This window comes from Pseudomonas sp. SJZ103, from assembly GCF_007828335.1.
In the GTDB taxonomy this organism is placed as follows: Bacteria; Pseudomonadota; Gammaproteobacteria; order Pseudomonadales; family Pseudomonadaceae; genus Aquipseudomonas.
Genome location: NZ_VIUN01000002.1, coordinates 285,122 through 310,345 on the forward strand (window position 1 = coordinate 285,122; position 25,224 = coordinate 310,345).

The 25,224-nt window shown below is 61.3% G+C and carries 24 protein-coding genes; 6 read left to right on the forward strand and 18 right to left on the reverse strand.

Annotation, left to right across the window (positions count from 1 at the left end; translation table 11 throughout):
* Nucleotides 1-43 precede the first annotated feature (43 nt).
* From FBY10_RS06560 to FBY10_RS06580, 5 genes are all read right to left on the reverse strand, one after another.
* Complete coding sequence (locus FBY10_RS06560) at nucleotides 44-1,066, reverse strand: putative 2-aminoethylphosphonate ABC transporter substrate-binding protein (protein ID WP_145336920.1); 1,023 nt, start codon at nucleotides 1,064-1,066, stop codon at nucleotides 44-46.
* Nucleotides 1,067-1,088: 22 nt separating this feature from the next.
* Nucleotides 1,089-2,795, reverse strand: a complete 1,707-nt coding sequence (locus FBY10_RS06565) for a putative 2-aminoethylphosphonate ABC transporter permease subunit (protein ID WP_145336921.1) — start codon at nucleotides 2,793-2,795, stop codon at nucleotides 1,089-1,091.
* Nucleotide 2,796: 1 nt separating this feature from the next.
* Nucleotides 2,797-3,861, reverse strand: coding sequence for a putative 2-aminoethylphosphonate ABC transporter ATP-binding protein (locus FBY10_RS06570; RefSeq protein WP_131697536.1), 1,065 nt, complete (start codon nucleotides 3,859-3,861; stop codon nucleotides 2,797-2,799).
* A 246-nt stretch (nucleotides 3,862-4,107) separates the two neighbouring features.
* Nucleotides 4,108-4,971, reverse strand: a complete 864-nt coding sequence (locus FBY10_RS06575) for a LysR family transcriptional regulator (protein ID WP_145336922.1) — start codon at nucleotides 4,969-4,971, stop codon at nucleotides 4,108-4,110.
* Nucleotides 4,972-4,987: 16 nt separating this feature from the next.
* Nucleotides 4,988-7,240 (reverse strand): heavy metal translocating P-type ATPase, encoded by a 2,253-nt coding sequence (locus FBY10_RS06580; protein WP_145336923.1) that lies wholly within the window; start codon nucleotides 7,238-7,240, stop codon nucleotides 4,988-4,990.
* 85 nt (nucleotides 7,241-7,325) lie between these two features.
* Between FBY10_RS06580 and cadR the strand changes: the two genes are divergently transcribed.
* Nucleotides 7,326-7,766, forward strand: coding sequence for a Cd(II)/Pb(II)-responsive transcriptional regulator (gene cadR, locus FBY10_RS06585; protein WP_131697539.1), 441 nt, complete (start codon nucleotides 7,326-7,328; stop codon nucleotides 7,764-7,766).
* A gap of 128 nt (nucleotides 7,767-7,894) precedes the next feature.
* Here cadR and FBY10_RS06590 read toward each other — a convergent pair whose 3' ends face one another.
* From FBY10_RS06590 to FBY10_RS06600, 3 genes are all read right to left on the reverse strand, one after another.
* Entirely contained in the window at nucleotides 7,895-8,728 is an 834-nt protein-coding gene (locus FBY10_RS06590; protein WP_131697540.1) for a thymidylate synthase, read from the reverse strand.
* Nucleotides 8,729-8,780: 52 nt separating this feature from the next.
* Complete coding sequence (gene lgt, locus FBY10_RS06595) at nucleotides 8,781-9,593, reverse strand: prolipoprotein diacylglyceryl transferase (protein ID WP_090401608.1); 813 nt, start codon at nucleotides 9,591-9,593, stop codon at nucleotides 8,781-8,783.
* Between the two features lie 65 nt (nucleotides 9,594-9,658).
* Complete coding sequence (locus FBY10_RS06600) at nucleotides 9,659-10,441, reverse strand: sulfite exporter TauE/SafE family protein (RefSeq protein ID WP_145336924.1); 783 nt, start codon at nucleotides 10,439-10,441, stop codon at nucleotides 9,659-9,661.
* A 121-nt stretch (nucleotides 10,442-10,562) separates the two neighbouring features.
* Between FBY10_RS06600 and FBY10_RS06605 the strand changes: the two genes are divergently transcribed.
* Nucleotides 10,563-11,309: an NRDE family protein gene (locus FBY10_RS06605; protein WP_145336925.1), complete on the forward strand. Its 747-nt coding sequence runs from the start codon at nucleotides 10,563-10,565 to the stop codon at nucleotides 11,307-11,309.
* A 118-nt stretch (nucleotides 11,310-11,427) separates the two neighbouring features.
* On the opposite strand, the gene ptsP is transcribed toward FBY10_RS06605, so the two are convergent.
* The gene (gene ptsP / locus FBY10_RS06615) at nucleotides 11,428-13,707 is read right to left on the reverse strand and encodes a phosphoenolpyruvate--protein phosphotransferase (protein WP_092489401.1); all 2,280 of its coding nucleotides are present in this window, start codon (nucleotides 13,705-13,707) and stop codon (nucleotides 11,428-11,430) included.
* 22 nt (nucleotides 13,708-13,729) lie between these two features.
* Nucleotides 13,730-14,209: an RNA pyrophosphohydrolase gene (locus FBY10_RS06620; RefSeq protein WP_053128161.1), complete on the reverse strand. Its 480-nt coding sequence runs from the start codon at nucleotides 14,207-14,209 to the stop codon at nucleotides 13,730-13,732.
* 143 nt (nucleotides 14,210-14,352) lie between these two features.
* Between FBY10_RS06620 and FBY10_RS06625 the strand changes: the two genes are divergently transcribed.
* Nucleotides 14,353-15,009 (forward strand): HAD family phosphatase, encoded by a 657-nt coding sequence (locus FBY10_RS06625; RefSeq protein WP_131697543.1) that lies wholly within the window; start codon nucleotides 14,353-14,355, stop codon nucleotides 15,007-15,009.
* A 111-nt stretch (nucleotides 15,010-15,120) separates the two neighbouring features.
* Here the strand turns inward: FBY10_RS06625 and FBY10_RS06630 are convergent, their stop codons facing one another.
* Both FBY10_RS06630 and ilvA read right to left on the reverse strand, forming a co-directional pair.
* Complete coding sequence (locus tag FBY10_RS06630; RefSeq protein ID WP_131697544.1) at nucleotides 15,121-15,534, reverse strand: DUF2269 family protein; 414 nt, start codon at nucleotides 15,532-15,534, stop codon at nucleotides 15,121-15,123.
* A gap of 41 nt (nucleotides 15,535-15,575) precedes the next feature.
* On the reverse strand, nucleotides 15,576-17,090 hold the full coding sequence (ilvA, locus tag FBY10_RS06635) for a threonine ammonia-lyase, biosynthetic (RefSeq protein ID WP_145336926.1): 1,515 nt from the start codon (nucleotides 17,088-17,090) through the stop codon (nucleotides 15,576-15,578).
* A 136-nt stretch (nucleotides 17,091-17,226) separates the two neighbouring features.
* Between ilvA and rpiA the strand changes: the two genes are divergently transcribed.
* Nucleotides 17,227-17,898 (forward strand): ribose-5-phosphate isomerase RpiA, encoded by a 672-nt coding sequence (gene rpiA, locus FBY10_RS06640; RefSeq protein WP_131697546.1) that lies wholly within the window; start codon nucleotides 17,227-17,229, stop codon nucleotides 17,896-17,898.
* Nucleotides 17,899-17,969: 71 nt separating this feature from the next.
* Here rpiA and FBY10_RS06645 read toward each other — a convergent pair whose 3' ends face one another.
* The 4 genes from FBY10_RS06645 to FBY10_RS06660 form a co-directional block, all read right to left on the reverse strand.
* Nucleotides 17,970-18,884 (reverse strand): SdiA-regulated domain-containing protein, encoded by a 915-nt coding sequence (locus FBY10_RS06645; protein WP_131697547.1) that lies wholly within the window; start codon nucleotides 18,882-18,884, stop codon nucleotides 17,970-17,972.
* Between the two features lie 121 nt (nucleotides 18,885-19,005).
* Nucleotides 19,006-19,932 (reverse strand): SdiA-regulated domain-containing protein, encoded by a 927-nt coding sequence (locus FBY10_RS06650; RefSeq protein WP_145336927.1) that lies wholly within the window; start codon nucleotides 19,930-19,932, stop codon nucleotides 19,006-19,008.
* A 171-nt stretch (nucleotides 19,933-20,103) separates the two neighbouring features.
* Nucleotides 20,104-20,769 (reverse strand): fumarylacetoacetate hydrolase family protein, encoded by a 666-nt coding sequence (locus FBY10_RS06655; RefSeq protein ID WP_145336928.1) that lies wholly within the window; start codon nucleotides 20,767-20,769, stop codon nucleotides 20,104-20,106.
* 22 nt (nucleotides 20,770-20,791) lie between these two features.
* Nucleotides 20,792-22,186: an FAD-binding oxidoreductase gene (locus FBY10_RS06660; protein ID WP_145336929.1), complete on the reverse strand. Its 1,395-nt coding sequence runs from the start codon at nucleotides 22,184-22,186 to the stop codon at nucleotides 20,792-20,794.
* Nucleotides 22,187-22,391: 205 nt separating this feature from the next.
* Here FBY10_RS06660 and serA point away from each other — a divergent pair, with 205 nt between their 5' ends.
* Nucleotides 22,392-23,621: a phosphoglycerate dehydrogenase gene (gene serA / locus FBY10_RS06670; RefSeq protein ID WP_010167810.1), complete on the forward strand. Its 1,230-nt coding sequence runs from the start codon at nucleotides 22,392-22,394 to the stop codon at nucleotides 23,619-23,621.
* Between the two features lie 68 nt (nucleotides 23,622-23,689).
* Here the strand turns inward: serA and FBY10_RS06675 are convergent, their stop codons facing one another.
* On the reverse strand, nucleotides 23,690-24,130 hold the full coding sequence (locus tag FBY10_RS06675; RefSeq protein ID WP_131697550.1) for a DUF4399 domain-containing protein: 441 nt from the start codon (nucleotides 24,128-24,130) through the stop codon (nucleotides 23,690-23,692).
* A gap of 134 nt (nucleotides 24,131-24,264) precedes the next feature.
* Here FBY10_RS06675 and FBY10_RS06680 point away from each other — a divergent pair, with 134 nt between their 5' ends.
* A complete protein-coding gene (locus tag FBY10_RS06680; RefSeq protein WP_145336930.1) occupies nucleotides 24,265-24,789 on the forward strand; it encodes a transporter substrate-binding domain-containing protein in 525 nt (174 codons plus the stop codon).
* Here the strand turns inward: FBY10_RS06680 and FBY10_RS06685 are convergent.
* Nucleotides 24,740-25,222 (reverse strand): DUF523 domain-containing protein, encoded by a 483-nt coding sequence (locus FBY10_RS06685; protein WP_145336931.1) that lies wholly within the window; start codon nucleotides 25,220-25,222, stop codon nucleotides 24,740-24,742. The two genes, FBY10_RS06680 and FBY10_RS06685, sit on opposite strands and share 50 nt — an antisense overlap.
* Nucleotides 25,223-25,224: the final 2 nt, after the last annotated feature.

Genomic DNA, 25,224 nt, shown 5'->3' on the forward strand with positions numbered 1-25,224 from the left:
AGGGGGCTTGCTCCCGATGAGGCCAGTAGCCCTAACGAAAACCTTACTGCCCCGCCACCTTCTCCGACTTGCCGTCATAGCGCTTACGCCACTCGGTCAAAATGCTGTCGCGATTCTTCGACGCCCAGGCAAAGTCGTTCTTGATCAAACGCTGCTCGTAGTCGGCCGGCAATTCGGTCTGCGGCTTGGCGATCCCCGGCTGGGCGAGCACGGCGAAATTGTCCTTGTACAGGTCCATCGCCGCTGTACTGGCGGAAAAGTCGGCGAGCTTTCTGGCGGCGTCCGCATGGGCGGTGCCCTTGATCACGGCGGTGGCTTCGATGTCCCAGCCCAGGCCTTCCTTCGGCAGGATGATGTCCAGCGGTGCGCCCTGGCGCTTCAGCTGCACGGCCGGATACTCAAAGGAAATACCAATCGCGAACTCACCGGAAGCCGCCAGCTTGCAGGGCTTGGAGCCAGAATGTACGTACTGGCCGATGTTCTGGTGCAAGTCGTCCATGTACTGCCAGCCCTGCTTCTCGCCGAAGGTTTGCAGCCAGGCGCTCACATCCAGGAAGCCGGTGCCGGACGATGCCGGGTTGGGCATCACGATCTTGCCCTTGTACTCGGGCTTGGTCAGGTCTTGCCAGCTCACCGGCTTGGTCAGGCCCTGTTTCTCGGCTTCGACCGTATTGAAGCAAATGGTCGCGGCCCACACATCCATGCCGACCCAGGCCGGTGGGTTGGCGGCGTCACGGTAATGCTTGCCGATCTTGTCCAGGTCCTTGGGGGCGTAATTGTCCAGCATGCCTTGCTGATCGAGGATCGCCAGGCTCGACGCGGCCAGGCCCCAGACGACGTCGGCTTGCGGGCGGTCTTTTTCGGCCAGCAACTTGGCGGTAATGATGCCGGTGGAGTCGCGCACCCATTTGATCTCGACGTCGGGGTTGGCCTGCTCGAAGGCTTTTTTGTAGGTCTTCAACTGCTCGGCTTCAAGGGCCGTGTACACGGTCAACTCGGTCTTGGCGAAAGCATTCAGGCTGAATGCAGTGAGTACGGCAGCGACCAGCGCCAGGGGCTTGAACATGGAGCACCTCCTTCAGGGATGTTTATTGGCCGGGCGCGGTCTGGCGCCAGGCTTGGGAGCGGCGCAGCGCGCCACGTGAAGCCCACGCCAGCAGCAGCGAAACGCCGGCCGAGGTGAACAGGATCAGGGTCGACATGGCCGCCGCGCCGCCCACGTTGCCGGCGTCGTCCATGTTCAGCACGGCGACGGCGGCGAGGATGGTGTCGGGGCTGTAGAGGAAGATCGCGGCGGACACGGTGGTCATCGCCGACACAAACAGGTAGCGCACGATGTCCAGCAGCGCCGGCAGGCAGATCGGCACGGTGACTTTCAAGTAATGGCGATACAGCGGCGCCTTGAGCGACAGCGCGGCCGCTTCGAATTCGGCGTCCAGCTGGCGCAGCGCGGTGGTGGCGGTCATCTGTGCGGTGGTCAGATAGTGCGCAATGGTGCACACCACCAGCAGGGTCATGGTGCCGTAGAACACATGCAGCGGGTTGCCGCTCAGGTTGAAAAAGAACACGTAGCCCAGGCCCAGCACCAACCCCGGCACGGCCATCGGCACAAAGCTGAGCATGCGCAGCGCCAGGTTCAGGCCCTTCTGGCCCTTGGTCTTTTCCATCAGGTAGGCGCCGGTGAAGATCAATACGCTGCCGATCAACGCCGTGCACAACGCCAGGGTCAAGCTGTTGCGATAGGCCAGCCAACCGCCGCCGGCCGTGTCTTCGAACTGGTAGTGGCTGAGCGACAGCGACAGGTTGTACGGCCAGAACTTCACCAACGAGGAGTACACCGCCATGCCGAACACCAGCAGCAACACGGCACAGATCAACAACACGATGAGCAGGTAGCAGCCATCCCGTAAACGCGACGGCACCGGCTGGAAGACTTGGGCGCGGCCACTCATGCCGTCACCTTGGCGCCGACGCAACCAGGCGTCGACGCCAAAGCTGAACAGCGCCGGCAGCAGCAGCACCATGCCGATCAACGCACCCCGACCAAACTGTTGCTGGCCGACCACCGCCTTGTAGGCTTCCAGCGCCAGCACTTGATAATCCCCACCGACCACCACGGGCACGCCGAAATCCGTGATGGTCAGGGTGAACACCAGGCAGAACGCGGCAAACACCGCCTGGCGCGTGGCCGGCCAGGTGATGCTGCGGAACGCCCGCGCAGGGCTGGCGCCCATGCTCGAGGCCGCGTCGAACAGACGCGCATCGGCCAGGGACAGCGCCGAGAGCAAAATCATCAGGGCATGGGGGAAGGTGTAGATCACTTCACCGAGCACAATGCCCCAGAAGCCGTAGATGTTGTCCGAGAGCAGCCCGCGCAACAGGCCCTGGTTACCGAACAGATAGACCAGCGCAATGCCCGGCAGCATCGACGGTGCCATCAGCGGCAGCAGCGACAGGCCTCGCCAGATGGCCTTGCCGGGAATCAACGTGCGTTGCAGAGCGTAGGCAAACAGGTAGGCCAGCGGTACGACAATGGCCGCTACGCTGAGGGAGACTTTCAGGCTATTGCCCAGCAGCCAGTGGAAGTTGGCGCTGGTGACCAACGCCCGTGCGGCGACCAGGCCACCGCCCTGCCCGGCTTCACTGCTGAAGCCACGCCAGAAGATCGCCAACAGTGGCAGCAATACGGCGATGCCCAGCAGCAACAGCCAGAGCAGTTTGCCGCCGACCACGAAAATACGGTCGCCGGTTTCGGCGCGTGACACTTGACGCGCCAGAGTCATGACAGCGGCCATCTCAGGCAAACACCTGCAGGCTGCGCGGCGGCAAGGCGACCCAGATGTCCTGGGCGCCCAGGCGCGGCATGGCTTCCGGGGCCAGCTCGGCAAGCAGCGGATGGCCGGGCAGTTGCTCCAGCTCAAAGCTCATGCGGCAGCGGTTGCCGAGGAAGGTGATCTCGCGGACCTTGGCCGGGAACAGGTTTTCTTCATGCACCGGCGGGTTGACGCTGATGGCTTCCGGGCGGCAGAACAGCCGGCCGGACTTGGCCCCGCCGGCATCCTCGGCCAGGCGCATGTTCATCCCGCCGACCTGGGCATGGCTGGCACTGTTGCGGCTGAACGGCAGCCAATTGCCCTGGCCGACAAACTCCGCCACAAACGGCGTGGCCGGGCGGTCGTAGATTTCCTGGGGCGTAGCGTATTGCTCGACCTTGCCGTTGTTCATCACGGCAATGCGGTCGGCCATCAACATGGCTTCGTCCTGGTTGTGGGTGACCATCAGGGTGGTAATCCCGAGGCGCCGTTGCAGCTGGCGCAGCTCGGTGCACAGATGTTCGCGCACGCGGGCATCGAGGGCCGACATCGGCTCATCCAGCAACAGCAACGACGGGGCCGGCGCCAGCGCACGGGCCAGGGCGACGCGCTGCTGCTGACCGCCGGAGAGTTGGCCGGGGTACTTCTTTTCACTGCCGAGTAGCCCCACCAGTTCAAGCATCTGTCCGACACGCTGGCGCACTTCATCGCGACCGCTGCCGGTGAGGCCGTAGCCGATGTTCGCTTCGACGGTGAGATTGGGAAACAGCGCGTAGGACTGGAACAAAATGCCGTAGTCCCGAGCCTGGGGCGGCAGCCGGGAAACATCGCGATCACCCAGGTAAAGTTCGCCGCTGTCCTGGCGCTCCAGGCCGGCGATGCAGCGCAGCAACGTGGTCTTGCCGCAGCCGGAAGGGCCCAGCAGGCACACCAGCTCGCCGGCAGCTACGTCCAGGGACACATTGTCCAACGCAGTAAAAGCGCCGAAGCGTTTCTGGATACCGCGCACGTTCATCGGCGCGCCGGGTTGGGTCAGGGCTGTGTTCATGGTGGCACCTCATCAAACTGATGAAGGCCATGCTAGGCAGGCAATGCGTCCCTCTTGTGGCAGAAAGGCAAAACGCGGCGATAGTGGTATTCGTAGATTTGGGTAGGCCATTTAGAGACGGGTTGCCTGGTCTACCGCAATCGGGGGCAAGCCCCCTCCCACATTTGACCGAGTTCCAACATGGAAATGCGGTCACCTGTGGGAGGGGGCTTGCTCCCGATTGGTCCCCACAGCCACTACAAGGCTTTAGATCGGCGACATTTCCTGCGCCAACCCCAAAAACGCCGCCGGCAGGCGAGCGCCTTTTCGTTCTTTGAGGCAGTACAGATACTCCGGAATCTGCGGCGCATTCTCGATGGTCAGCACCCGCAATTGTGGGTCATGGGGCACTTCCTGGCGGGCGATGATGCTGATGCCGATATTGCGCAGCACCGCTTCGCGGATCGATTCACGGCTGCCGATTTCCAGCAGCGGCCCGTAGCTCACGCCCGCACCTTGCAGCATCTCTTCCGTAAGCCGTCGCGTGGTTGAGCCCGCTTCACGCATCAACAACGTATGCCCGGCCAACGCACTGAGCGGTACATGGTCGAGCTTGGCCAGTGGGTGATTGCGGTGCACCGCCAACACCAGGGGATCGGTGCCCAATACGCGGCGGATCAGGCGCGGGTCTTCGAGCAACTGCGAGGACGCGGCGACATCGACGCGGTAATCGTCCAGTGCTTCGAGCACCTGCTGGGAGTTGCCGATTTCCACCGACACTTCCACGTGCGGCAGGCGTTCGCGAAAGGCTTTGACCAAGTCGAGGATGTAGTACGGCGCCGTCGCGGCGATTCTCAGCGCCCCCTGGACCTGGCCGCTGTTACGCAGGAAAAACTCGATGTCCGCTTCCTGCTGCAGCAACGTCTTGACCATCGGCAGCAGGCGCGCACCCTCGTCGCTGACGGTCAGGCGGCGCCCGCCACGGTAGAACAGCTCAACGCCGTACTGGCTTTCCAGGTTGCGAATCTGGGTGGTGACCGTGGGCTGGCTCAGGCCGAGTTTTTTCGCCGCCTGGGTGATGCTGCCCAGGCGGGCAACCATAAAAAACGCCTTCAGCTCGGCACTCAGCACACCACCCTCTCATCCTCTATTTGCGCAACAGGCGCAGGCCATTGAACACCACCAGCAGGGCCACGCCCATGTCGGCGAACACCGCCATCCACATGGTAGCCATGCCCAGGAACGTGACCACCAGGAAGATCGCCTTGATCACCAGCGCCAGGGTGATGTTCTGCTTGAGGATACTCGACGTTTGCCGCGACAAACGAATGAATGCCGGAATCTTGCGCAAATCATCGTCCATCAAGGCGACGTCGGCGGTCTCGATAGCGGTGTCGGTACCTGCTGCAGCCATCGCAAAGCCAATCTCGGCGCGGGCCAGGGCCGGGGCGTCGTTGATGCCGTCGCCGACCATGCCAACCCGGTAGCCTTGGCCGTAGAGGGTTTCGATGGCGTGCAGTTTGTCGGTGGGCAACAGGTCGCCCTGAGCCTGGTCGATGCCGACCTGGGCGGCAATCGCCTGGGCGGTGTGGGTGTTGTCGCCGGTGAGCATCAGGGTCTTGATGCCCAGCTCATGCAATTGCTGGATGGCTTCGCGGCTGCTGTCCTTGACCGTGTCGGCCACCGCGAACAGGGCCAGCGGGCCGGACGTGTCGAGCAACAGCACCACGGACTTGCCTTGTTTCTCCAGAGCAAACAGTTTTTCCTCCAGCTCCGGCGAGCATAAGCCCAGGTCTTCCACGAGGCGGTGGTTGCCCAAGTGGTAGGTCTGGCCATTGATATCGCCGCGCACGCCGCGACCGGCCAGGGCTTCGAAGTTATCCACAACGTGCACAGGCAGGTTTTTATCCACAGCCGCGTTGGCGATTGCCAGGGACACCGGGTGGTCGGAACGCCCGGCCAAACTGGCAGCCAGGGCCGGGGCGCTGTCTTCGACAGTGGGGAACAGTGCAAGGTAGTCGGTTTGCACCGGCTTGCCGTGGGTGATAGTGCCGGTCTTGTCCAGCGCCAGGTAGTCCAGCTTGTATCCGCCCTCCAGGTACACGCCGCCCTTGATCAGGATGCCTTTGCGCGCCGCAGCCGCCAGGCCGCTGACGATGGTCACCGGGGTGGAAATCACCAACGCGCAAGGGCACGCCACCACCAGCAGCACCAAGGCGCGGTAGATCCAGTCGAACCAGGCGCCAGCCATGAACAGCGGTGGGATGACGGCCACGCCCAGGGCGAACAGGAACACGGCCGGGGTGTAGATTTTCGAGAAGCTATCGACAAAACGCTGGGTCGGTGCCCGTGCGCCCTGAGCCTGTTCCACCGCATGGATGATGCGGGCCAGGGTGGAGTTGTTAGCGGCCGCCGTGACCTTGTACTCCAGGGAACCGGCCTGGTTGATGGTGCCGGCGAAGACTTTATCGCCCACGGTCTTTTCAATCGGCAGGCTTTCACCGGTGATCGGCGCCTGGTCGATGGTGGATTGACCGGCGGTGACTTCACCGTCCAGACCAATGCGCTCGCCAGGTTTTACCCGCACGATTGCGCCCAGTTCAATGCTTTTGACCTCCGTTTCAATCCAGCGGCCATCAGCCTGCTGAACCGTGGCCTGTTCCGGTGTCATCTGCATCAAGCCACTGATGGCATTGCGCGCACGGTCCAGGGACTTGGCTTCTATCAACTCGGCCACGGTGAACAGGAACATCACCATCGCCGCTTCCGGCCACTGGCCAATCAGGATCGCGCCGGTGACCGCGATACTCATCAGCGCGTTGATGTTCAGGTTGAGGTTTTTCAGGGCGATCCAGCCCTTCTTGTAGGTGGTGAGGCCACCGCTGAGGATCGACACCAGTGCCACGATGGCGATGACCCAGGTCGGCGCGGCGTTGGTGAAGTGCAGTATTTCTGCGCCCAACGCCCCCACACCGGACAACGCCAACGGCCACCAATGCTTCTTGGCAGGCGGCTCGGCGGCCGGGGTACCCTCCACGATCGGGTCGGCCTGCATGCCCAGGGACTTGATCGCATCGATGATCGGCGCGGTGCTCGGCAGATCATGGGTGACGCCGAGGATGCGGTTGATCAGGTTGAATTCCAGCTGCTGCACACCGGCCAGCTTGCCCAGTTTGTTCTGGATCAGCGTCTGCTCGGTGGGGCAGTCCATGGCTTCGATGCGGAAGGTGCTCAGGCGCGAACCGGCGGTGGGCGCCTCGCTCAACTGCACCAGTGCAGGCGCGGGCGTGCCGGAACAGCACGAACCGCCATGACCGTGGTCATGCACAGGCGTGAGTTTCTTCGGGCCATGATCATGTTCGTGGTCATGTTTGTGCGGGGTATGGAGGGATTCGCTCATTCTGTCGCGTCCGTAAAGGTGCCTGTTGCCAAGTAAAGACCCTGTAGCCACTATAGGGTCAAGCACCCATTTGGAGATTGCTGCGATGAAGATCGGCGAACTGGCCAAACTGACCGACTGCCCGGTGGAAACCATCCGTTATTACGAGAAAGAAGGCCTGCTGCCCCCCCCGGCACGCACCGAGGCCAACTACCGCGTGTATACCCAGGCGCACACCGAGCGGCTGATCTTCATACGCAACTGCCGCAGCCTCGACATGACCCTGGAAGAAATCCGCAGTTTGCTCGGCTTAAGGGACAGCCCTCAGGACCAGTGTGAAAACGTGAATGCCTTGATAGATGAGCATATCCACCATGTGAAAGCGCGGATTGACGGGCTGTTGGCGTTGCAGGAGCAGTTGCTGGACCTGCGTCAACGCTGTGGCGGCGGGGACCACTGTGGGATTTTGCAGCAGCTGGAGGTCAGCGGAGGTGTTGCCGCCAGCGAGGCCGAGCCTTCACATGTGGGCAGAAGCCACGGGCATTAACTCAATGCGAACACGGTTCAAATGTGGGAGGGGGCTTGCCCCCGATGGCGGTGTGTCAGTCACTCTTCACTTAACTGATCCACCGCTATCGGGGGCAAGCCCCCTCCCACATTGGCCAGCGTCAGACTCTAGATGGCGACATCGGCCTTGATGCTTGGATCAGCGTCATAGCCCACGATTTCAAAGTCTTCGAACTTGTAATCGTAGATCGACGCAGGCTTACGCTTGATCACCAGTTCCGGCAGCTTCTTCGGCGTGCGCGCCAGCTGGGTCTGGATCTGTTCCATGTGGTTGCTGTAGGCGTGGGTGTCGCCGGTGGTGACGATGATCTCGTGGGGGATCAAGTCGCATTGCTGGGCCAACATGTGGGTCAGCAGCGCCAGGGCGGCGGTGTTGTACGGCAGGCCGAGGAACACGTCGGAACTGCGGATGTACAACTGCATCGACAGATGGCCGTCATGCACGAACGCCTGGTACAGCAGGTGGCACGGTGGCAGGGCTTGCTTGCCGTTGCGCGCGTTTTCCTGCGGGCTCCTGGTTTCGTCCGGCAGGTATTCGACGTTCCAGCCGTGGAACAGGATGCGACGGCTGTTGGGGTTGGTCTTGAGCGTGTGCACCATGTAGTCGATCTGGTTGATCGTGCCGCCATCCTTGGTCGGCCAGGCGGTCCACTGTTCGCCGTACACCGGGCCCAGGTCACCTTCTTCGGTGGCCCATTCGTCCCAGATTTTCACGCCGTTTTCATTCAACCACTTGATGTTGGTGTTGCCGCTCAACATCCAGATCAGCTCGTTGGCGATGCTTTTGAAGTGAAGCTTCTTGGTGGTCAGCAACGGGAAGCCGTCGGCCAAGTTATGCCGATACTGACGGGCGAACACGGCCTTGGTGCCGGTGCCGGTGCGATCGCCCTTGGTCAATCCATTGGTCACGACGTCGTTCAGTAGTTCGAGATATTGCTTCATGTCATTACCTGTATCGTTGAAGCCGGGACCTCGCAGGCCCCGGCATTCGAATTTAAAGCGCGGTGTTCTTCAGCGGTTGCGGGCGGTTGTACGCCCACCACAGCAGGCCCAGGCCGACCAGGATCATCGGAATGCTGAGCACTTGCCCCATGGTCAGCCAGCCCCACGCCAGGTAGCCCAGTTGGGCATCCGGCACGCGCACGAATTCGACGATGAAACGGAAGATCCCGTAGAACAGAGCAAACATGCCGGAAACGGCCATGGTCGGGCGCGGTTTGCGCGAGAAGAGGTACAGGATAAGGAACAGTGCCACCCCTTCCAACGCGAACTGGTAGAGCTGCGACGGATGGCGAGGCAGTTGCGCCGGGTCGCTGAACGGCGGGAACACCATGGCCCACGGCACGTCGGTCGGCTTGCCCCACAACTCGGCGTTGATGAAGTTACCGATGCGCCCGGCCCCCAGGCCGATCGGCACCAGGGGCGCGACGAAGTCCATCAGTTGGAAGAACGACTTGCCGTTACGACGGCCGAACCACCAGGCGGCGATCATCACGCCGATAAAGCCACCGTGGAATGCCATGCCGCCTTTCCACACTTCAAAGATCAGCGTCGGGTTGGCGATGTAGGCAGAGAGATCGTAAAACAGCACATACCCCAGTCGCCCGCCGACAATAACGCCCATCGACAACCAGAACACCATGTCGGAGAGCTTCTCCTTGGTCCAGGTCGGGTCGAAACGGTTCAGGCGCCGGGAGGCCAGCAGCCATGCACCGCCGATGCCGATCAGGTACATCAACCCGTACCAGTGGATTTTCAGCGGACCGATGGCCAGGGCCACCGGGTCGATCTGCGGGTAAGGCAGCATTGCGACTCCTCGTTAAATCATTCGTTATGGCGACCGGACCATGCCCGGGCGCGATTAAGCCTGCGTTACAGCAAAAAATTCAAACCGACACAAAACAGCAAGCCGGCGAACAACCGCTTGAGCAAGCGCGGCGACAACCGGTGCGCCAGGCGTGCGCCGAAACGGGCAAACACCATGCTGGTCAGGGCGATGCCCAGCAGCGCCGGCAAATACACGAACCCTAGACTATGAGCGGGCAACAGCGGGTCATGCCAGCCCAGAATCATGAAACTTAATGCACCGGCCAGGGCAATCGGCAGGCCACAGGCGGACGAGGTGGCCACCGCCTGTTGCATCGGCACGCTGCGCCAGGTCAGAAACGGCACGGTCAGCGAGCCGCCGCCGATGCCGAAAATCGCTGAAGCCCAGCCGATCACGGTACCGGCCAGGGTCAGGCCAAGCTTGCCCGGCACCGTGCGGCTGGCCTTGGGTTTGACCTCCAGGGCCAGTTGCACGGCGATGATCAGGGCGAATACGCCGATGATCTTCTGCAAGTTGGGGCCGGAAATTGCTTCGGCGGTCAGCGCACCAAAACCGGCGCCGAGCAGGATACCCACGGTCATCCATACAACGATCGGCCAACGCACCGCGCCACGTCGGTGGTGCTCACGCACGGCATTGACCGAGGTAAAGATGATTGTTGCCAGGGACGTGCCCACGGCCAGGTGGGTCAGCACCTGCGGGTCGAAGCCCTGCAAGGTGAAGCTGAACACCAGCACCGGCACAATGATGATCCCGCCGCCCACGCCAAACAGCCCGGCGAGCACACCCGCACACGCGCCCAGCAGCAAATACAGCAGAAATTCCATGGGAGCCCCCAAACCAAGTCCGGCATGTTAACGGATGGAAGGCATGCGACCCAACTGGATACGATGGAACGCTGCTGCCTGTGTGGGTAGAGTGGCTAAAAACACAAAAGGGAATCGCCTGATGTGCCTGATTGTTTTTGCCTGGCGGCCGGGCCATGCCCAGCCACTGATCGTCGCGGCCAACCGTGATGAGTTCTACGCCCGCCCCAGCCTGCCGCTGGCCCAGTGGCCGGATGCGCCCGAAGTCTACGCCGGCCGCGACCAGGAAGCCGGCGGCACCTGGCTGGGAGTTAATGCCGATGGGCGGTTTGCCGCCCTGACCAACATCCGTGATCCTCACCAGCCGCCTGCACGCAAGTCCCGCGGTGAACTGGTGGCGCGGTTTCTCAGTGGTTCGCTACCGATTGACGAATATTTGGCCGACGTTAACGGCCGTTCGATTGAATATGCCGGATTTAACCTGCTGGTGGGGACGCGGGAGGCGTTGTGGCATTACAACGCCAATCACACCGAGCCGACGCAGTTGAAAGCGGGCGTGTATGGGTTATCCAATGCAGGGCTGGATACACCTTGGCCGAAACTGCTTAAGGCCAAAGCCGCGCTGAGTGAGTTGCTGAACGACCCCCAGCCCGGAGCGCTACTGGAGATTCTGAGCGATCCGCAGATTGCACCGTTTGCCGAGCTGCCGGATACCGGCGTGGGGTTGGCGACGGAGAGTTTGCTGTCGAGTGTGTTTATCGCCAGCCCGAGTTATGGGACACGGGCGAGCACGGCGTTGATTGTGAATGCCGATGGCACGCGGCGGATGGTGGAGCGAAGCTTTGGACCGCATGGTGGGCGGTTGGGCGAGGTAGACATCAACCTGTAGGAGCGAGGGGGACGCCTGGTTCTTGCTCGCGAAAAACCTGAGAACGCCGCGGGGAATCAAGCACCCCGCGTTATCGTTGACGTTCTTCGCGAGCAAGAACCAGGCGTCCCCCTCGCTCCTACAAGGTTTTGGCGGAGGCCGGATTGATCATCCGCGTCAGCCCCAGGTTCTTCAGCGCCAATTGCAGCGAGCTGTGGATAACCTGCGGGTTGTCGATGGTCATCAACTCCGCCAGCAGATCCTTGGCCATGCTCAGCTCAACCTGGCGCAGCATCCACTTCACCTTCGGCAAGTTGGTGGCGTTCATCGACAGGCTGTCAAAGCCCATCGCCATCAACAGCACCGCCGCCGCCGGGTCGCCGGCCATCTCACCGCAGATGCTCACCGGCTTGCCTTCGGCATGGGCGTCGCGCACCACGTGTTGCAGGGCTTGCAGCACCGCCGGGTGCAGGTAGTCGTAGAGGTCGGCCACCCGTGGGTTGTTACGGTCCACGGCCAGCAGGTACTGGGTCAGGTCGTTGGAGCCCACCGACAGGAAGTCCACCTGCCGCGCCAGCTCCTTGGCCTGGTACACCGCCGCCGGGATTTCGATCATCACGCCAATCGGCGGCATCGGCACGTCGGCGCCTTCGTCGCGCACTTCGCCCCAGGCGCGGTGGATCAGGTGCAAGGCTTCTTCCAGCTCATGGGTGCCGGAGATCATCGGCAGCAGGATACGCAGGTTGTTCAGGCCTTCGCTGGCCTTGAGCATGGCACGGGTCTGCACCAGGAAGATTTCAGGGTGGTCGAGGGTGACGCGAATACCGCGCCAGCCGAGGAAGGGGTTGTCTTCCTTGATCGGGAAATACGACAGTGACTTGTCGCCGCCGATGTCCAGGCTGCGCATGGTCACCGGCAACGGGTGGAAGGCGGACAGTTGCTCGCGATAAATCGCCAGCTGCTCCTTCTCACTCGGGAAACGCTGGTTGATCATGAACGGCACTTCGGTGCGGTACAGCCCCACCCCTTCGGCGCCGCGCTGTTGCGCGCGGGCCACATCGGCCAGCAGGCCGGTGTTGACCAGCAGCGGTACGCGGTGGCCGTCGAGGGTCACGCACGGCAATTCGCGTAACGAATCGAGCCCGAGCGCCAGTTGCTTCTCTTCTTCCACCACCTCTGCGTATTGCTTGCGCAGGACTTCGCTGGGGTTGGTAAACACCTCGCCGCGATGCCCATCGACGATCATGTCGATGCCATCGACCTTGGAGTACGGCAGGTCGACCAGGCCCATCACCGTCGGAATGCCCATGGCCCGGGCCAGAATCGCGACGTGGGAGTTACCCGACCCCAGGACCGAGACCAGGCCCACCAATTTGCCTTCGGGCACTTCGCCGAGCATGGTGGCGGTCAGTTCTTCACTGATCAGGATGGTGTTGTCAGGGTAGACCAGGTTGGTGGTGCGGTCTTCCTGCAGGTAGGCCAGCAGACGGCGACCGAGGTCACGCACATCCGAGGCCCGCTCGCGCAGGTAGGCGTCGTCCATCAATTCGAAACGGTTGACGTGATCAGTGACCACCTGGCGCAGCGCACCCTGGGCCCACTGGCCGGTCTTGATCACGGTCTTGACTTCGTTCCCGAGGGACGCGTCGTCGAGCATCATCTGGTACACATCGAACAGCGCGCGCTCTTCAGGGCGCAACTGGGTAGCCAGCTTGGTCGACAGGTTGCGCATGTCGGCGCGCACGCCTTCCAGGGCCGTCTTGAACAGTTTGATTTCAGCGTCGATGTCGTCGACGTGCTTGTCCGGCACCACATCGAGGTCGGCCGGCGGCAACATGACCACAGCAGTACCGACCGCCGCACCCGGCGAACCCGGCACGCCGACGAACTTGGCTTCCTGGATACCCTTGCCCTGGCCCCCCAGGCCGCGAATCGAGCCAGTGGCTTCGGCGTGGGCAATAACCCCGGCGAGCTGCGCGCTCATGGTCACGAGGAAGGCTTCTTCACCTTCGTCGAACTGGCGACGCTCTTTTTGCTGGATGACCAACACGCCGACGACGCGGCGGTGGTGAATGATCGGTGCGCCGAGGAACGAGGCGTAACGCTCTTCGCCGGTTTCGGCAAAGTAGCGATAACGCGGGTGATCGGCCGCGTTTTCGAGGTTCAGGGGTTCTTCACGCGTCCCTACCAAGCCCACCAGACCTTCATTGGGCGCCATGCTGACCTTGCCGATGGAGCGCTTGTTCAAGCCCTCGGTGGCCATCAGCACAAAACGGTTGGTCTCTGGGTCCAGCAGGTAAACCGAGCAGACCTGGCTGCCCATGGCTTCCTTGACGCGCAACACAATAATCCCCAACGCCGCCTTGAGATCCTTGGCGGAGTTAACTTCCTGGACGATCTTGCGCAGCGTATTGAGCATGGCTCGGGGTCGAACTCCGTCGTCAGTCGCGCGATAAAAGGCGCGGGGCAAGCTCTTTGAGAGCGCGACGATAAACCTCGCGCTTGAATGTCACCACCTGGCCCAACGGGTACCAATAGCTGACCCAGCGCCAGCCATCGAACTCCGGTTTACCGGTCAAATCCATCCGCACCCGCTGCTCGTTGGAGATCAGGCGCAGGAGAAACCATTTCTGCTTCTGGCCGATGCACAGCGGTTGGCTGTGGGTACGCACCAGGCGTTGCGGCAAACGATAGCGCAACCAGCCCCGGGTACAGGCCAGAATTTGCACATCTTCGCGCTCAAGGCCTACTTCTTCATTCAACTCACGGTACAAGGCGTCTTCAGGGGTTTCATCGGGGTTGATCCCGCCTTGAGGAAACTGCCAGGCATCTTGGTTGATTCGGCGAGCCCATAGCACCTGTCCGGCATCATTCGTAAGAATAATCCCGACATTAGGACGGAAACCATCGGGGTCGATCACGGCAACAACCTCGCAAACGCATGTCGCCGCATTGTTCCACAAAGGTTGTTCCAGCGGCAACGAGGCTTCTTACCTTATGTGCACTCTTGTGAAAAGACCGTATTCTTGACGCCTTTTTACAGACTTTTCAGCGAGTAACTGCAATGCGCCTGGCTTTATTCGACTTGGACAACACCCTTCTCGGCGGTGACAGCGACCACGCCTGGGGCGATTACCTCTGCGAACGGGGGATTCTCGACGCGGTCGCCTACAAAGCCCGCAACGACGAGTTCTACCAGGACTACCTGGCCGGCAAGCTGGACAACGCCGCCTACCTGAACTTCTGCCTGGAAATCCTCGGCCGCACCGAGATGGCACAGTTGGACGAATGGCATAACGACTATATGCGCGACTGCATCGAGCCGATCATGCTGCCCCTGGCCGCTGAACTGTTGGCCAAGCACCGCGCCGCTGGCGACAAGCTGGTGATCATCACCGCCACCAACCGTTTCGTCACCGCGCCAATTGCCGCACGCCTGGGCGTGGAAACCCTGATCGCCACCGAATGCGAGATGGAAAACGGCCGCTACACCGGACGCAGCACCGATGTACCGTGCTTTCGCGAGGGCAAGGTGACGCGCTTGAATCGTTGGCTGGAAGAAACCGGGCATAGCCTGGAAGACAGTTACTTCTATAGCGACTCGATGAATGACCTGCCGCTGTTGGAGCAGGTGACGCATCCGGTGGCGGTGGACCCCGACCCGAATCTGCGCGCTGAAGCCGAGAAGCGTGGTTGGCCGGTGATTACGCTGCGTAGCTGATGGCCCTATCGGGAGCAAGCCCCCTCCCACATTTAACCGAGTACATCCTTTGGAATGCGGTCGAGTGTGGGAGGGGGCTTGCCCCCGATGCAGCCGACGCGGTTTAAAACCCTAAACCGGCTTGGCGCCCATGAGCCCCGCAATCGCCACAAACCCCACCAGGCTCACCACCGCCAGCACCAGGGTAAAATTCAAGCTGCCGCCCTCGCCTTTGCGCAGCCGGTTAAGCCGTGCCACCAGCCAGAACCAGGCCAACGCGGCCACGGTATAGAGGATGCTGGAACCCAGGATCCAGGTCTGCCCCAATGGCCAGCCGACCAGATGCACCAGCCACCAGCCGGTAAACGGCATGCTGACCATGCAAACGCCCATCAGCAACCACACGAACGCCCACGGGCGCTGCACAGTCACGGCCGGGCCGGCGCTGCGCTTGCGCCAGGCCAGCAGCGCCAGGCCGAGGCCGCTGAGCAGCAGCACCACGGTGGCCGCTATGTGGATAACTTTGAGTGTGGTCAGGGTTTCCATGTGTCGTCTTCCTTAAAGGCCGCCCCTATCAGCGTAGTCGCTCAACCGAGAAACAGTTTGTAGGCCGGGTTGTCACTCTCATCCCAGTACGGGTAGCCAATGGCTTCCAGTGCTGCCGATACCAGATGGCGCTCGTTCGCCGGCACTTGCAGGCCGGCGACCACACGGCCGTCAGCGGCACCGTGGTTGCGATAGTGGAACATCGAGATGTTCCAGCGCCCGCCCAATTTGTTAAGAAAGTTGAACAGGGCCCCCGGACGCTCCGGGAATTCGAAGCGAAACACCACTTCATCACTGACCTGGGCCGCATGCCCGCCCACCATATGGCGGATGTGCAACTTGGCCAGCTCGTTCTCGGTCAGGTCCAGCACCGGGAAACCCTGGCTGGTGAGGCTGGCGATCAGCGCACTGCGCGGGTCGTTTTCCGGGTGGGTCTGCACGCCGACAAAGATGTGCGCTTCGCTGCCGGAGTGGTAGCGGTAGTTGAATTCGGTGATCTGGCGCTTGCCCACGGCCTCGCAGAACGCCTTGAAGCTGCCCGGCTTCTCGGGGATGGTCACGGCGATGATGGCTTCGCGACCTTCACCCAGCTCGGCGCGCTCGGCCACATGGCGCAGGCGGTCGAAGTTGACGTTGGCGCCGGAGTCGATGGCTACCAGGGTTTGCCCGGTGATGCCACGGGTTTCCACGTATTTCTTGATGCCTGCCACGCCGAGCGCGCCGGCCGGCTCGGTGATGGAGCGGGTGTCGTCGTAAATGTCCTTGATCGCCGCACAGATTTCATCGGTGCTCACAGTGATCACTTCATCCACATAGTGCTTGCAGATCTCGAAGGTGTGCTGGCCGATCTGCGCCACCGCCACGCCATCGGCAAAGATACCTACGGTGGGCAGCACCACACGCTCGCCGGCGGCCATGGCGGCTTGCAGGCAGTTGGAGTCATCCGGTTCGACGCCGATGATCTTGATCTCCGGGCGCAGGTATTTCACGTACGCCGCAATGCCGGCGATCAGCCCGCCGCCGCCCACCGGTACGAAAATCGCATCCAGCGGCCCAGGGTGCTGGCGCAGGATTTCCATCGCCACGGTGCCCTGCCCGGCAATGGTGTGCGGATCATCGTAGGGGTGAATGTAGACGTAGCCTTTTTCGTCGACCAGTTTCAGCGAGTAGGCCAGGGCCTCCGGGAAGGAGTCGCCATGCAGCACCACTTTGCCGCCACGGGAGCGCACGCCTTCGACCTTGATCTCCGGGGTGGTCTTGGGCATCACGATCGTGGCCTTGACCCCCAGCACCTTGGCCGCCAGGGCCAGGCCCTGGGCATGGTTGCCCGCCGAGGCAGTGACGACGCCGCGCGCACGCTCTTCGGTGGTCAACTGAGTCAGCTTGTTATACGCGCCGCGAATCTTGAACGAGAACACCGGCTGCAAGTCTTCACGCTTGAGCCAGACCTTGTTACCCAGCCGCTCGGAGAGCTGGCGGGCGGTCTGCAGCGGGGTTTCTACGGCAACGTCATAGACGCGCGAGGTGAGGATCTTTTTGACGTACTGTTCAAGCATCGGCGGAAATCACTGGGCGGGTTGGGCAGGGCCAAGGAGTCTAACCCAGCGTTTGGCCGGGCGACCACACGAATCCAGAGGTTTTGTTGGGTTATACTCGCGCCCCTCTTTACTCCCCGCCCGTTCCGGAGCCCGCATGACCCAGGATCAACTCAAACAGGCGGTGGCCCAGGCCGCCGTCGATTTAATCCTTCCTAAACTCGACGACAAGAGCATCGTCGGTGTCGGCACCGGCTCCACCGCCAACTGCTTTATCGATGCGCTGGCCCGGCACAAAGGCGCGTTCGACGGCGCCGTGGCCAGCTCCGAAGCCACCGCCGCGCGCCTCAAGGGCCATGGCATTCCGGTGTACGAGCTCAACACCGTGAGCGACTTGGAGTTCTACGTCGACGGCGCCGATGAAAGCGACGAACACCTGAACCTGATCAAGGGCGGCGGTGCAGCCCTGACCCGCGAGAAGATCGTCGCGGCGGTGGCCAAGACCTTTATCTGCATCGCCGACGCCAGCAAGCTGGTACCGGTGCTCGGCGCGTTCCCGCTGCCGGTGGAAGTCATCCCGATGGCCCGCAGCCACGTAGCCCGCGAACTGGTGAAGCTCGGTGGCGATCCGGTGTACCGCGAAGGCGTGTTGACCGACAACGGCAACATCATCCTCGACGTGTTCAATATGCAGATCACCAACCCGGTGGAGCTTGAGACCCAGATCAACGCCATCGTCGGCGTGGTCACCAACGGCCTGTTCGCCGCACGTCCGGCGGATGTGCTGCTGCTGGGCACCGCTGAAGGCGTCAAAACCCTCAAGGCCTGATGCAAAACCAAATGTGGGAGGGGCGGTGCGACGATTCGACTTGCCCCCTCCCACATTGGGCGGCGGTATTTTCAGGATTCTGGTTTCTTGAACACGTAGAACAGGTTCGGCTCGCTGACGAGATACAACGTGCCCTCGTCATCCATGGCGATTCCTTCGGCCTGGGGCACCCGTTTTTTCAGGCCATGGCGCCCATTGAGCAGAGATAAGCTGCTCAATGGGCGACCGTCGATATCCAGCTCCAACACCAGAAACGACTCATCCGACAGCGCCAGCAGATGGCCGCTGCGCTCGTCGTATTGCAGGCTCGACAGGTCGCGCACAAACAACCCGGCATCGCGCTTGGGGTTGTTGATCACGTGCACCGAGTAGGTTTTTTCCGGTTTGAAATGGGGAAAGCCGTGGACCTCGTAGATCAGCATCGGGTCGCGCTCCTTGGCCACGAACAGGCGCTTGCCTACCGAGTCATAGGCCAACCCCTCAAACCCCTTGTTGCCCCCCACATGCAGGCCCAGGGTCATCTGTTCCGCATCGGCGGCGTCGAGGAATTGGGTATCGTCGTCCACATGCACCTTGATCAGCCGCTGCTGGCGTTCGTCGGTGATGACGTAAATGTTGTCGCTGATAAATTCCACCGCCTCAGCATCACCAAACCCCACCAACGGGATACGTCGCAGGATCTTGCCCTCAAGGGACAGCTCGATCAGCTCGGCGTTTTTATTGGTAACGGTAAACAGGCTCTTGCGCACCGGATCGTAGGTGAGGGCCGAGACATCGTCGTCCAGCCCTTCGATAACCTGGGCCTCAAGGGTCACTCGGTAATCCGCCAGGCCGATGGAGCGCTCGTCCGCCGGCTGACGCCAGGCCTGCCAGTTGAACCAGGCGCGCTCGAACAGGCGAAAGTGCTGCGCTACAGCCCCGGCGCTGACCAGGGCGATCAGCACAAGCATAAAGAGAATGGGTTTGGGGCGGGCAAATCGACGCATCGGGGGGTGCTCAAAGTCAAAAGTGGCGAATGAATATCACGCCTGTCTGAATTTAAACTTAAACGCACCCTGGCGTCTGGCGAATGCCGCTAATAGAGAAATATCCGACGTGATTCGTCTGTTATTTCTGCTTTTCGAAACGATAGAACAGGTTTGGCTCACTGACCACGTAGAGCGTGCCGTCCTCATCCATCGTTACCCCTTCAGCACGGGGGATGGTGTTCTTGAGGCCATTGAAGCCACCGAGCAGGGTCATGAAGCTGACTTGTTCACCCTTCTCGTCCAACTCCAGCAACAAGTGCGAATCGGCCGACAGCACCAGCAGATGGCCGGTGCGCGGGTCGACGGCCAGGGCCGAGAGGTTGCGCATGTCCAACTCTTTACTGGCCAGTTTCTGCTTGCCGCCCTCGAGGGCCTGGCTACCATCGCTTTTCCAGGTGAATAACGCCGGCGGGCGCTCTTCGCCGAGGATCAACTGCTGGTTGCGCCTGTCCCAGGCCACGGCTTCGAAGGCTTTGTTCTGGTCTTTTGACGGACCGAGGTCGTAGTTGGGAAAGTCCGCCTTGTTCAATTGCTGGGTGGCGGCGTCGACCTTGACGATGGTCAGGCTGTGCTGGCGTTCGTCGACCACCGCCATCAGGCCATTTTCCATCACGGTCACGCCTTCCGGGTTGTCCCAGCCATTGAGCGGCATCTTGCGCAGAACATCGCCCTGCAGGCTCAACTCAACGAGAAACGGGTTTTTGCCCATGACGGAAAACAGCGTTTTGGTCTGCGGGTTGTAGGCGACGTCCGAGGCTTCGTCCTTCTCCATTCCCGGCAACACCTTGGCGTCGATGACCGCGTGGTAGTCCGGCAGCCATACGCTTTCACTGCGCTCGGTGGGCGTCTCGAAGCGCTCCAGTACCCACAGCACGCCGCGGTCATCCCAATGCAGGGCCCAAGCAACGCCATAGACGATCACCCCCGCCAGAAACAGCCAGGAATACCAGCGCAGGGCAAAACGAGAACGCGGCTTGGGTGTGGCGGAAGGCAGGGGCACGGCCATTGGGGGCTTTTTCCGGAAGATCAGCGGTAGGTGATAGCACAGGATCAACAGGCCCGCGCGCTGGAGGCTGAGGATTATCCGGATGAGGTGTGAAAAAAATGCAAAAGCCAATGCACGAGATGGACTCGGACCCAATGTGGGAGGGAGCTTGCCCCCTCCCACACCAGGTGCTTAGCGAACGCTGCTTTCGAAGCGGTTCACACCTGTCAGCTCCAACACCAGCTCATCACCCACATTCAACGGGCCCACACCGGCCGGGGTGCCGGTGAGAATCACATCACCAGCCTGCAGCGAGAAGCAGCCGGCCATGTGCTGGATCATCGGGATGATCGGGTTGAGCATCTGTGAGCTGTTGCCGTCCTGACGCACTTCGCCGTTGATGGTCAGGCGAATGCCAATGTCGGTCACGTCCGCGAAGGTGCTGCCGACCACGAACGGCGCAAGCACCGCCGCGCCATCGAAGGACTTGGCGATTTCCCATGGCAGGCCCTTGGCTTTCAGTTCGGATTGCTTATCGCGCAGGGTCAGATCCAGGGCCGGGGCGAAGCCGGAGATGGCATCCAGCACTTCTTCACGGCTGGGCTTGTTCGACAGCGGTTTGCCGATCAGCACCGCGATTTCCGCCTCGTAGTGCACCGAACCACGCTCGGTCGGAATGCTGAAACCGCCTTCCAGCGGGACGACGCAACTGCCCGGCTTGATGAACAGCAACGGCTCGGTCGGCACCGGGTTGTCCAGTTCCTTGGCATGTTCGGCGTAGTTACGCCCAATGCACACCACCTTACCCACGGGAAAGTGGATGTTGGTGCCGTCGACATACTTGTGCTGGTAGCTCATGAAACGACTCCTTCGGGGGCGGTTAAACAGCGAAGATCTTGCCAGGGTTCATGATCCCGTTCGGGTCGAACACCGCCTTCACTGCTTTCATGTATTCGATCTCAACCGGCGAGCGGCTGTAGGTCAGGTAATCACGCTTGGTCATGCCCACGCCGTGTTCGGCGGAGATCGAACCGTTGTACTTCTGAACGGTTTCGAACACCCACTTGTTCACGGTGGCGCACTTGGCGAAGAACTCATCCTTGCTCAGGTTTTCCGGCTTGAGGATGTTCAGGTGCAGGTTGCCATCGCCGATATGGCCGAACCAGACAATTTCGAAGTCCGGGTAGTGTTCGCCGACGATCGTGTCAATTTCCTTCAAAAATGCCGGCACTTTCGAGACAGTGACCGAAATATCGTTCTTGTACGGCGTCCAGTGGGAAATGGTCTCGGAGATGTACTCGCGCAGTTTCCACAGGTTGTGCAGCTGGGTTTCGCTCTGGCTCATCACGCCGTCCAGCACCCAACCCTGCTCGACGCAGTGCTCGAAGGTTTCCAGGGCGTGGTTGGCGACTTCTTCGGTGGTGGCTTCGAATTCCAGCAGCGCGTAGAACGGGCACTCGGTTTCGAACGGCGCGGGCACGTCGCCGCGACCGAGGACTTTGGCCAGCGCCTTATCGGAGAAGAACTCGAAGGCGGTCAGGTCCAACTTGCTCTGGAAGGCGTGCAGCACCGGCATGATCGAGTCGAAATCGGTGGTGCCTAGCACCATCGCCGTGAGGTTTTTCGGCGCACGGTCCAGGCGCATGGTGGCTTCGACCACAAAGCCCAGGGTGCCTTCGGCGCCGATAAACAGTTGGCGCATGTCATAGCCGGTGGCGTTCTTGATCAGGTCGCGGTTCAGCTCCAGTACGTCACCCTTGCCGGTGACGACTTTCATGCCGGCCACCCAGTTGCGGGTCATGCCGTAGCGAATGACCTTGATCCCGCCGGCATTGGTGCCGATATTGCCGCCAATCTGGCTGGAACCGGACGACGCGAAGTCCACCGGGTAGTACAGGCCTTTTTCTTCGGCGACGTTCTGCAATTGTTTGGTGACCACGCCCGGCTGGCACACCGCGGTGCGGTCAGTGAGGTTCACGTCGAGGATCTGGTTCATATAGTCGAACGAAACGACCACTTCGCCATTGGCCGCCACGGCAGCAGCCGACAGGCCGGTACGACCACCGGATGGCACCAGCGCCACCTTATGCTCATTGGCCCAACGGACAATGGCCTGCACCTGTTCGGTGGTCTTGGGGAACACGATGGCGGTCGGCGCGGGCGCGAAGTGCTTGGTCCAATCCTTGCCGTAAGCCTCCAGGGAGTCGGCGTCGGTCAGCACTTTGCCGGGCTCAACCAGGGTCTTTAGCTCATCAATCAGGGCAGGATGGGTCATCGACAGAACTCTCGAACAATTCATGGTCATCCTGAGAACGCTTCACGTCGCAGGAATAGGTGTTTAGCGGGGCGCGTATGCTAGCATACCGCCCCCGCAGGACAGAGCCCAAGGGCGTTTCTGCGGTGACGGCTTTCCTGCCGTCCGGGTCAGCTTGCGCTGCTCGATTCCCTGCCATTTTTCTCCGGGATACAGGTTTACGCAGATGAGCAAGACTTCTCTCGATAAGAGCAAGATCAAGTTCCTTCTTCTGGAAGGCGTCCACCCATCGGCCGTCGACGTACTGAAGGCCGCCGGGTACTCCAGCATTGAGTACATCACCAGTTCTCTGCCGGAAGCCCAGCTCAAGGAAAAGATCGCCGACGCGCACTTTATCGGCATTCGCTCCCGCACTCAGCTGACCGAAGAGATCTTCGACCACGCCAAGAAACTCGTGGCGGTCGGCTGTTTCTGCATCGGCACCAACCAGGTCGACCTCAACGCAGCGCGCGAGCGCGGCATTGCAGTGTTCAACGCGCCGTACTCCAACACCCGTTCCGTAGCGGAACTGGTGCTGGCCGAGGCCATCCTGCTGCTGCGCGGTATCCCTGAGAAGAACGCCTCCTGCCACCGTGGCGGCTGGATCAAGAGCGCGGCCAACTCCTTCGAAATCCGGGGCAAGAAGCTGGGTATCGTTGGTTACGGCTCGATCGGTACGCAACTGTCGGTACTGGCCGAAGGCCTGGGCATGCAGGTGTTCTTCTACGACACCCTGACCAAGCTGCCATTGGGCAACGCCACCCAGGTGTCGAGCCTGACCGAACTGCTGGGCATGTCCGACATCGTCACCCTGCACGTTCCGGAAACCGCTGAGACCCAGTGGATGATCGGCGAAAAGGAAATCCGCGCCATCAAGAAAGGCGGCATCCTGATCAATGCTGCACGCGGCACCGTGGTCGAGCTGGACGCCCTGGCCGACGCGATCAAGGACAAGCACCTGATCGGCGCCGCAATCGACGTGTTCCCGGTGGAGCCACGCTCCAACGACGACATCTTCGAAAGCCCGCTGCGTGGCCTGGACAACGTGATCCTGACCCCGCACATCGGCGGCTCCACCGCTGAAGCCCAGGCCAACATCGGCCTGGAAGTGTCGGAGAAGCTGGTCAAGTACAGCGACAACGGTACGTCGGTCTCGTCCGTCAACTTCCCGGAAGTAGCCCTGCCGGCTCACCCTGGCAAGCACCGTCTGCTGCACATCCACCAGAACATTCCTGGCGTGATGATGGAGATCAACAAGGTCTTCGCGGAAAACGGCATCAACATCTCCGGTCAGTTCCTGCAGACCAACGAGAAGGTCGGCTACGTGGTGATCGACGTCGATGCCGAGTATTCGGACCTGGCGCAAGAGAAGCTGCAGCACATCAACGGCACTATCCGTAGCCGCGTGTTGTTCTAACGCTGCAAACGCGGCACAAAAAAATGGGAGGCCCGTGTGGGTCTCCCATTTTTTTGTCTGAACACATCTTACTTGACGTTAACCGTGATGACTTTCGAGGCTACCGTCGGGTCGAACTGCATGTGCAGCTTGTCGCCGGCCACCAGTTGCAGGGTGTGTTTGCCTGGGGTGAGGGTCAGCTCGGTCTCGGTCTGGGCCTTGCCGTAGTGAATCACGGTGTCGGTGGCCGGGATCGGCACGCTGGCGTCAGGCAGCGCTTTCTGGTCGATCAGCAGGTGGTGGTGGCCGGTGCCTGCGGTTTGGTCAGTGGCCGGGGCCAGCTTCAGGCCTTCCATGCCGAATTTGACGGTGAAGGTTTTATCGACGGTGGCACCGTCTTTTGGCGAGACGATAAACACTTTGGCGCCTTCGGGTGGAGCGCTGCGCGGGATGCCGTCGGCGGCGGTCGCCAACATCGAGGCACCCAGCAACAGGCTGGCAATCGTTGCACGGGACAATAGGGCTTTCATTCGCTTCTCCAGTTTTTCTGTGAAATCTGTAGGGTTTCGACAACTTCGCGATAAATTGCTGTCCAAGGCACTCACCACCATAGCAAAGCGATGCTGAACGGCGCCTCGCACATTCGAATTCTCTAGGAGTGACCATGCGCTTTTCGCCTGGCCTGTTACTTTTGCTACCCCTTCTGAGCCCCCTGGCTCACGCCGAACTGATCGACGATGTAAATGATCGCGGCGAACTGCGCATCGCCCTTGAAGCCAACACCCCGCCCTACAACTTCAAGGAAGGCGACAAACTCACCGGCTTTGAAGTCGAGCTGGGTGAACTGCTGGCAAAAGAAATGGACGTGCGCCCCTCATTTATCACCACCGATGACGCCGATATGCTGCCAGGGGTCTCAACCGGCAAATACGATGTGGCCATCAACCATATCGCTATGACTGCCGAGCTTAAGGATCGTTTCGATTTCAGCGAGGCTTATCACGAGAAGCCTGAGTTGGTGATCCCGTTCCAGAAGGGCAACCCGGCCTTCAAGACGAGCTTGGACGGGGCACTGAAGCGGGTGAAGGACGATGGCCGATTAAAGGCGCTGTCGCAGAAATGGTTCGAGGGCGACGCCCCTACAGGCGCGCCAACGCCTGTGCCGCCTCAGGCAACTCCAGCTCACTGAACACCTGCACGCCATGGCGCTTGAGCAGCGCCGCCGTTACACCCTCGCCACTGACCTTTACACCGGTGAAGGTACCGTCATAGGTCAGCAGGTTGCCGCAGGACGGGCTATTGGCCTTGAGGATGGCGATACGGATGTCATGGCGCTGCACCAACGCCAGAGCTTGGCGAGCGCCGTCGAGGAAGGCGGCGCTGAAGTCTTCGCCCTCGGCAGTCAACACTTGGGCGCGGCCTTCCCACACATCGATGCCCTGCCCGCCCGGAATCTCGGCAGAGGGCCTGGGCGTCGGCAAACCGCCCGACACTTCCGGGCAGATCGCAACCACACGACCTTCAGCCTGCCACGCCGCCAACGGGTCGAACGGCCCGCTGGCCCCGCCGTCATAGCGCACCTTGTGGCCGAGCAGGCAGCGGCTGATCAGAATCTTTTGCATGG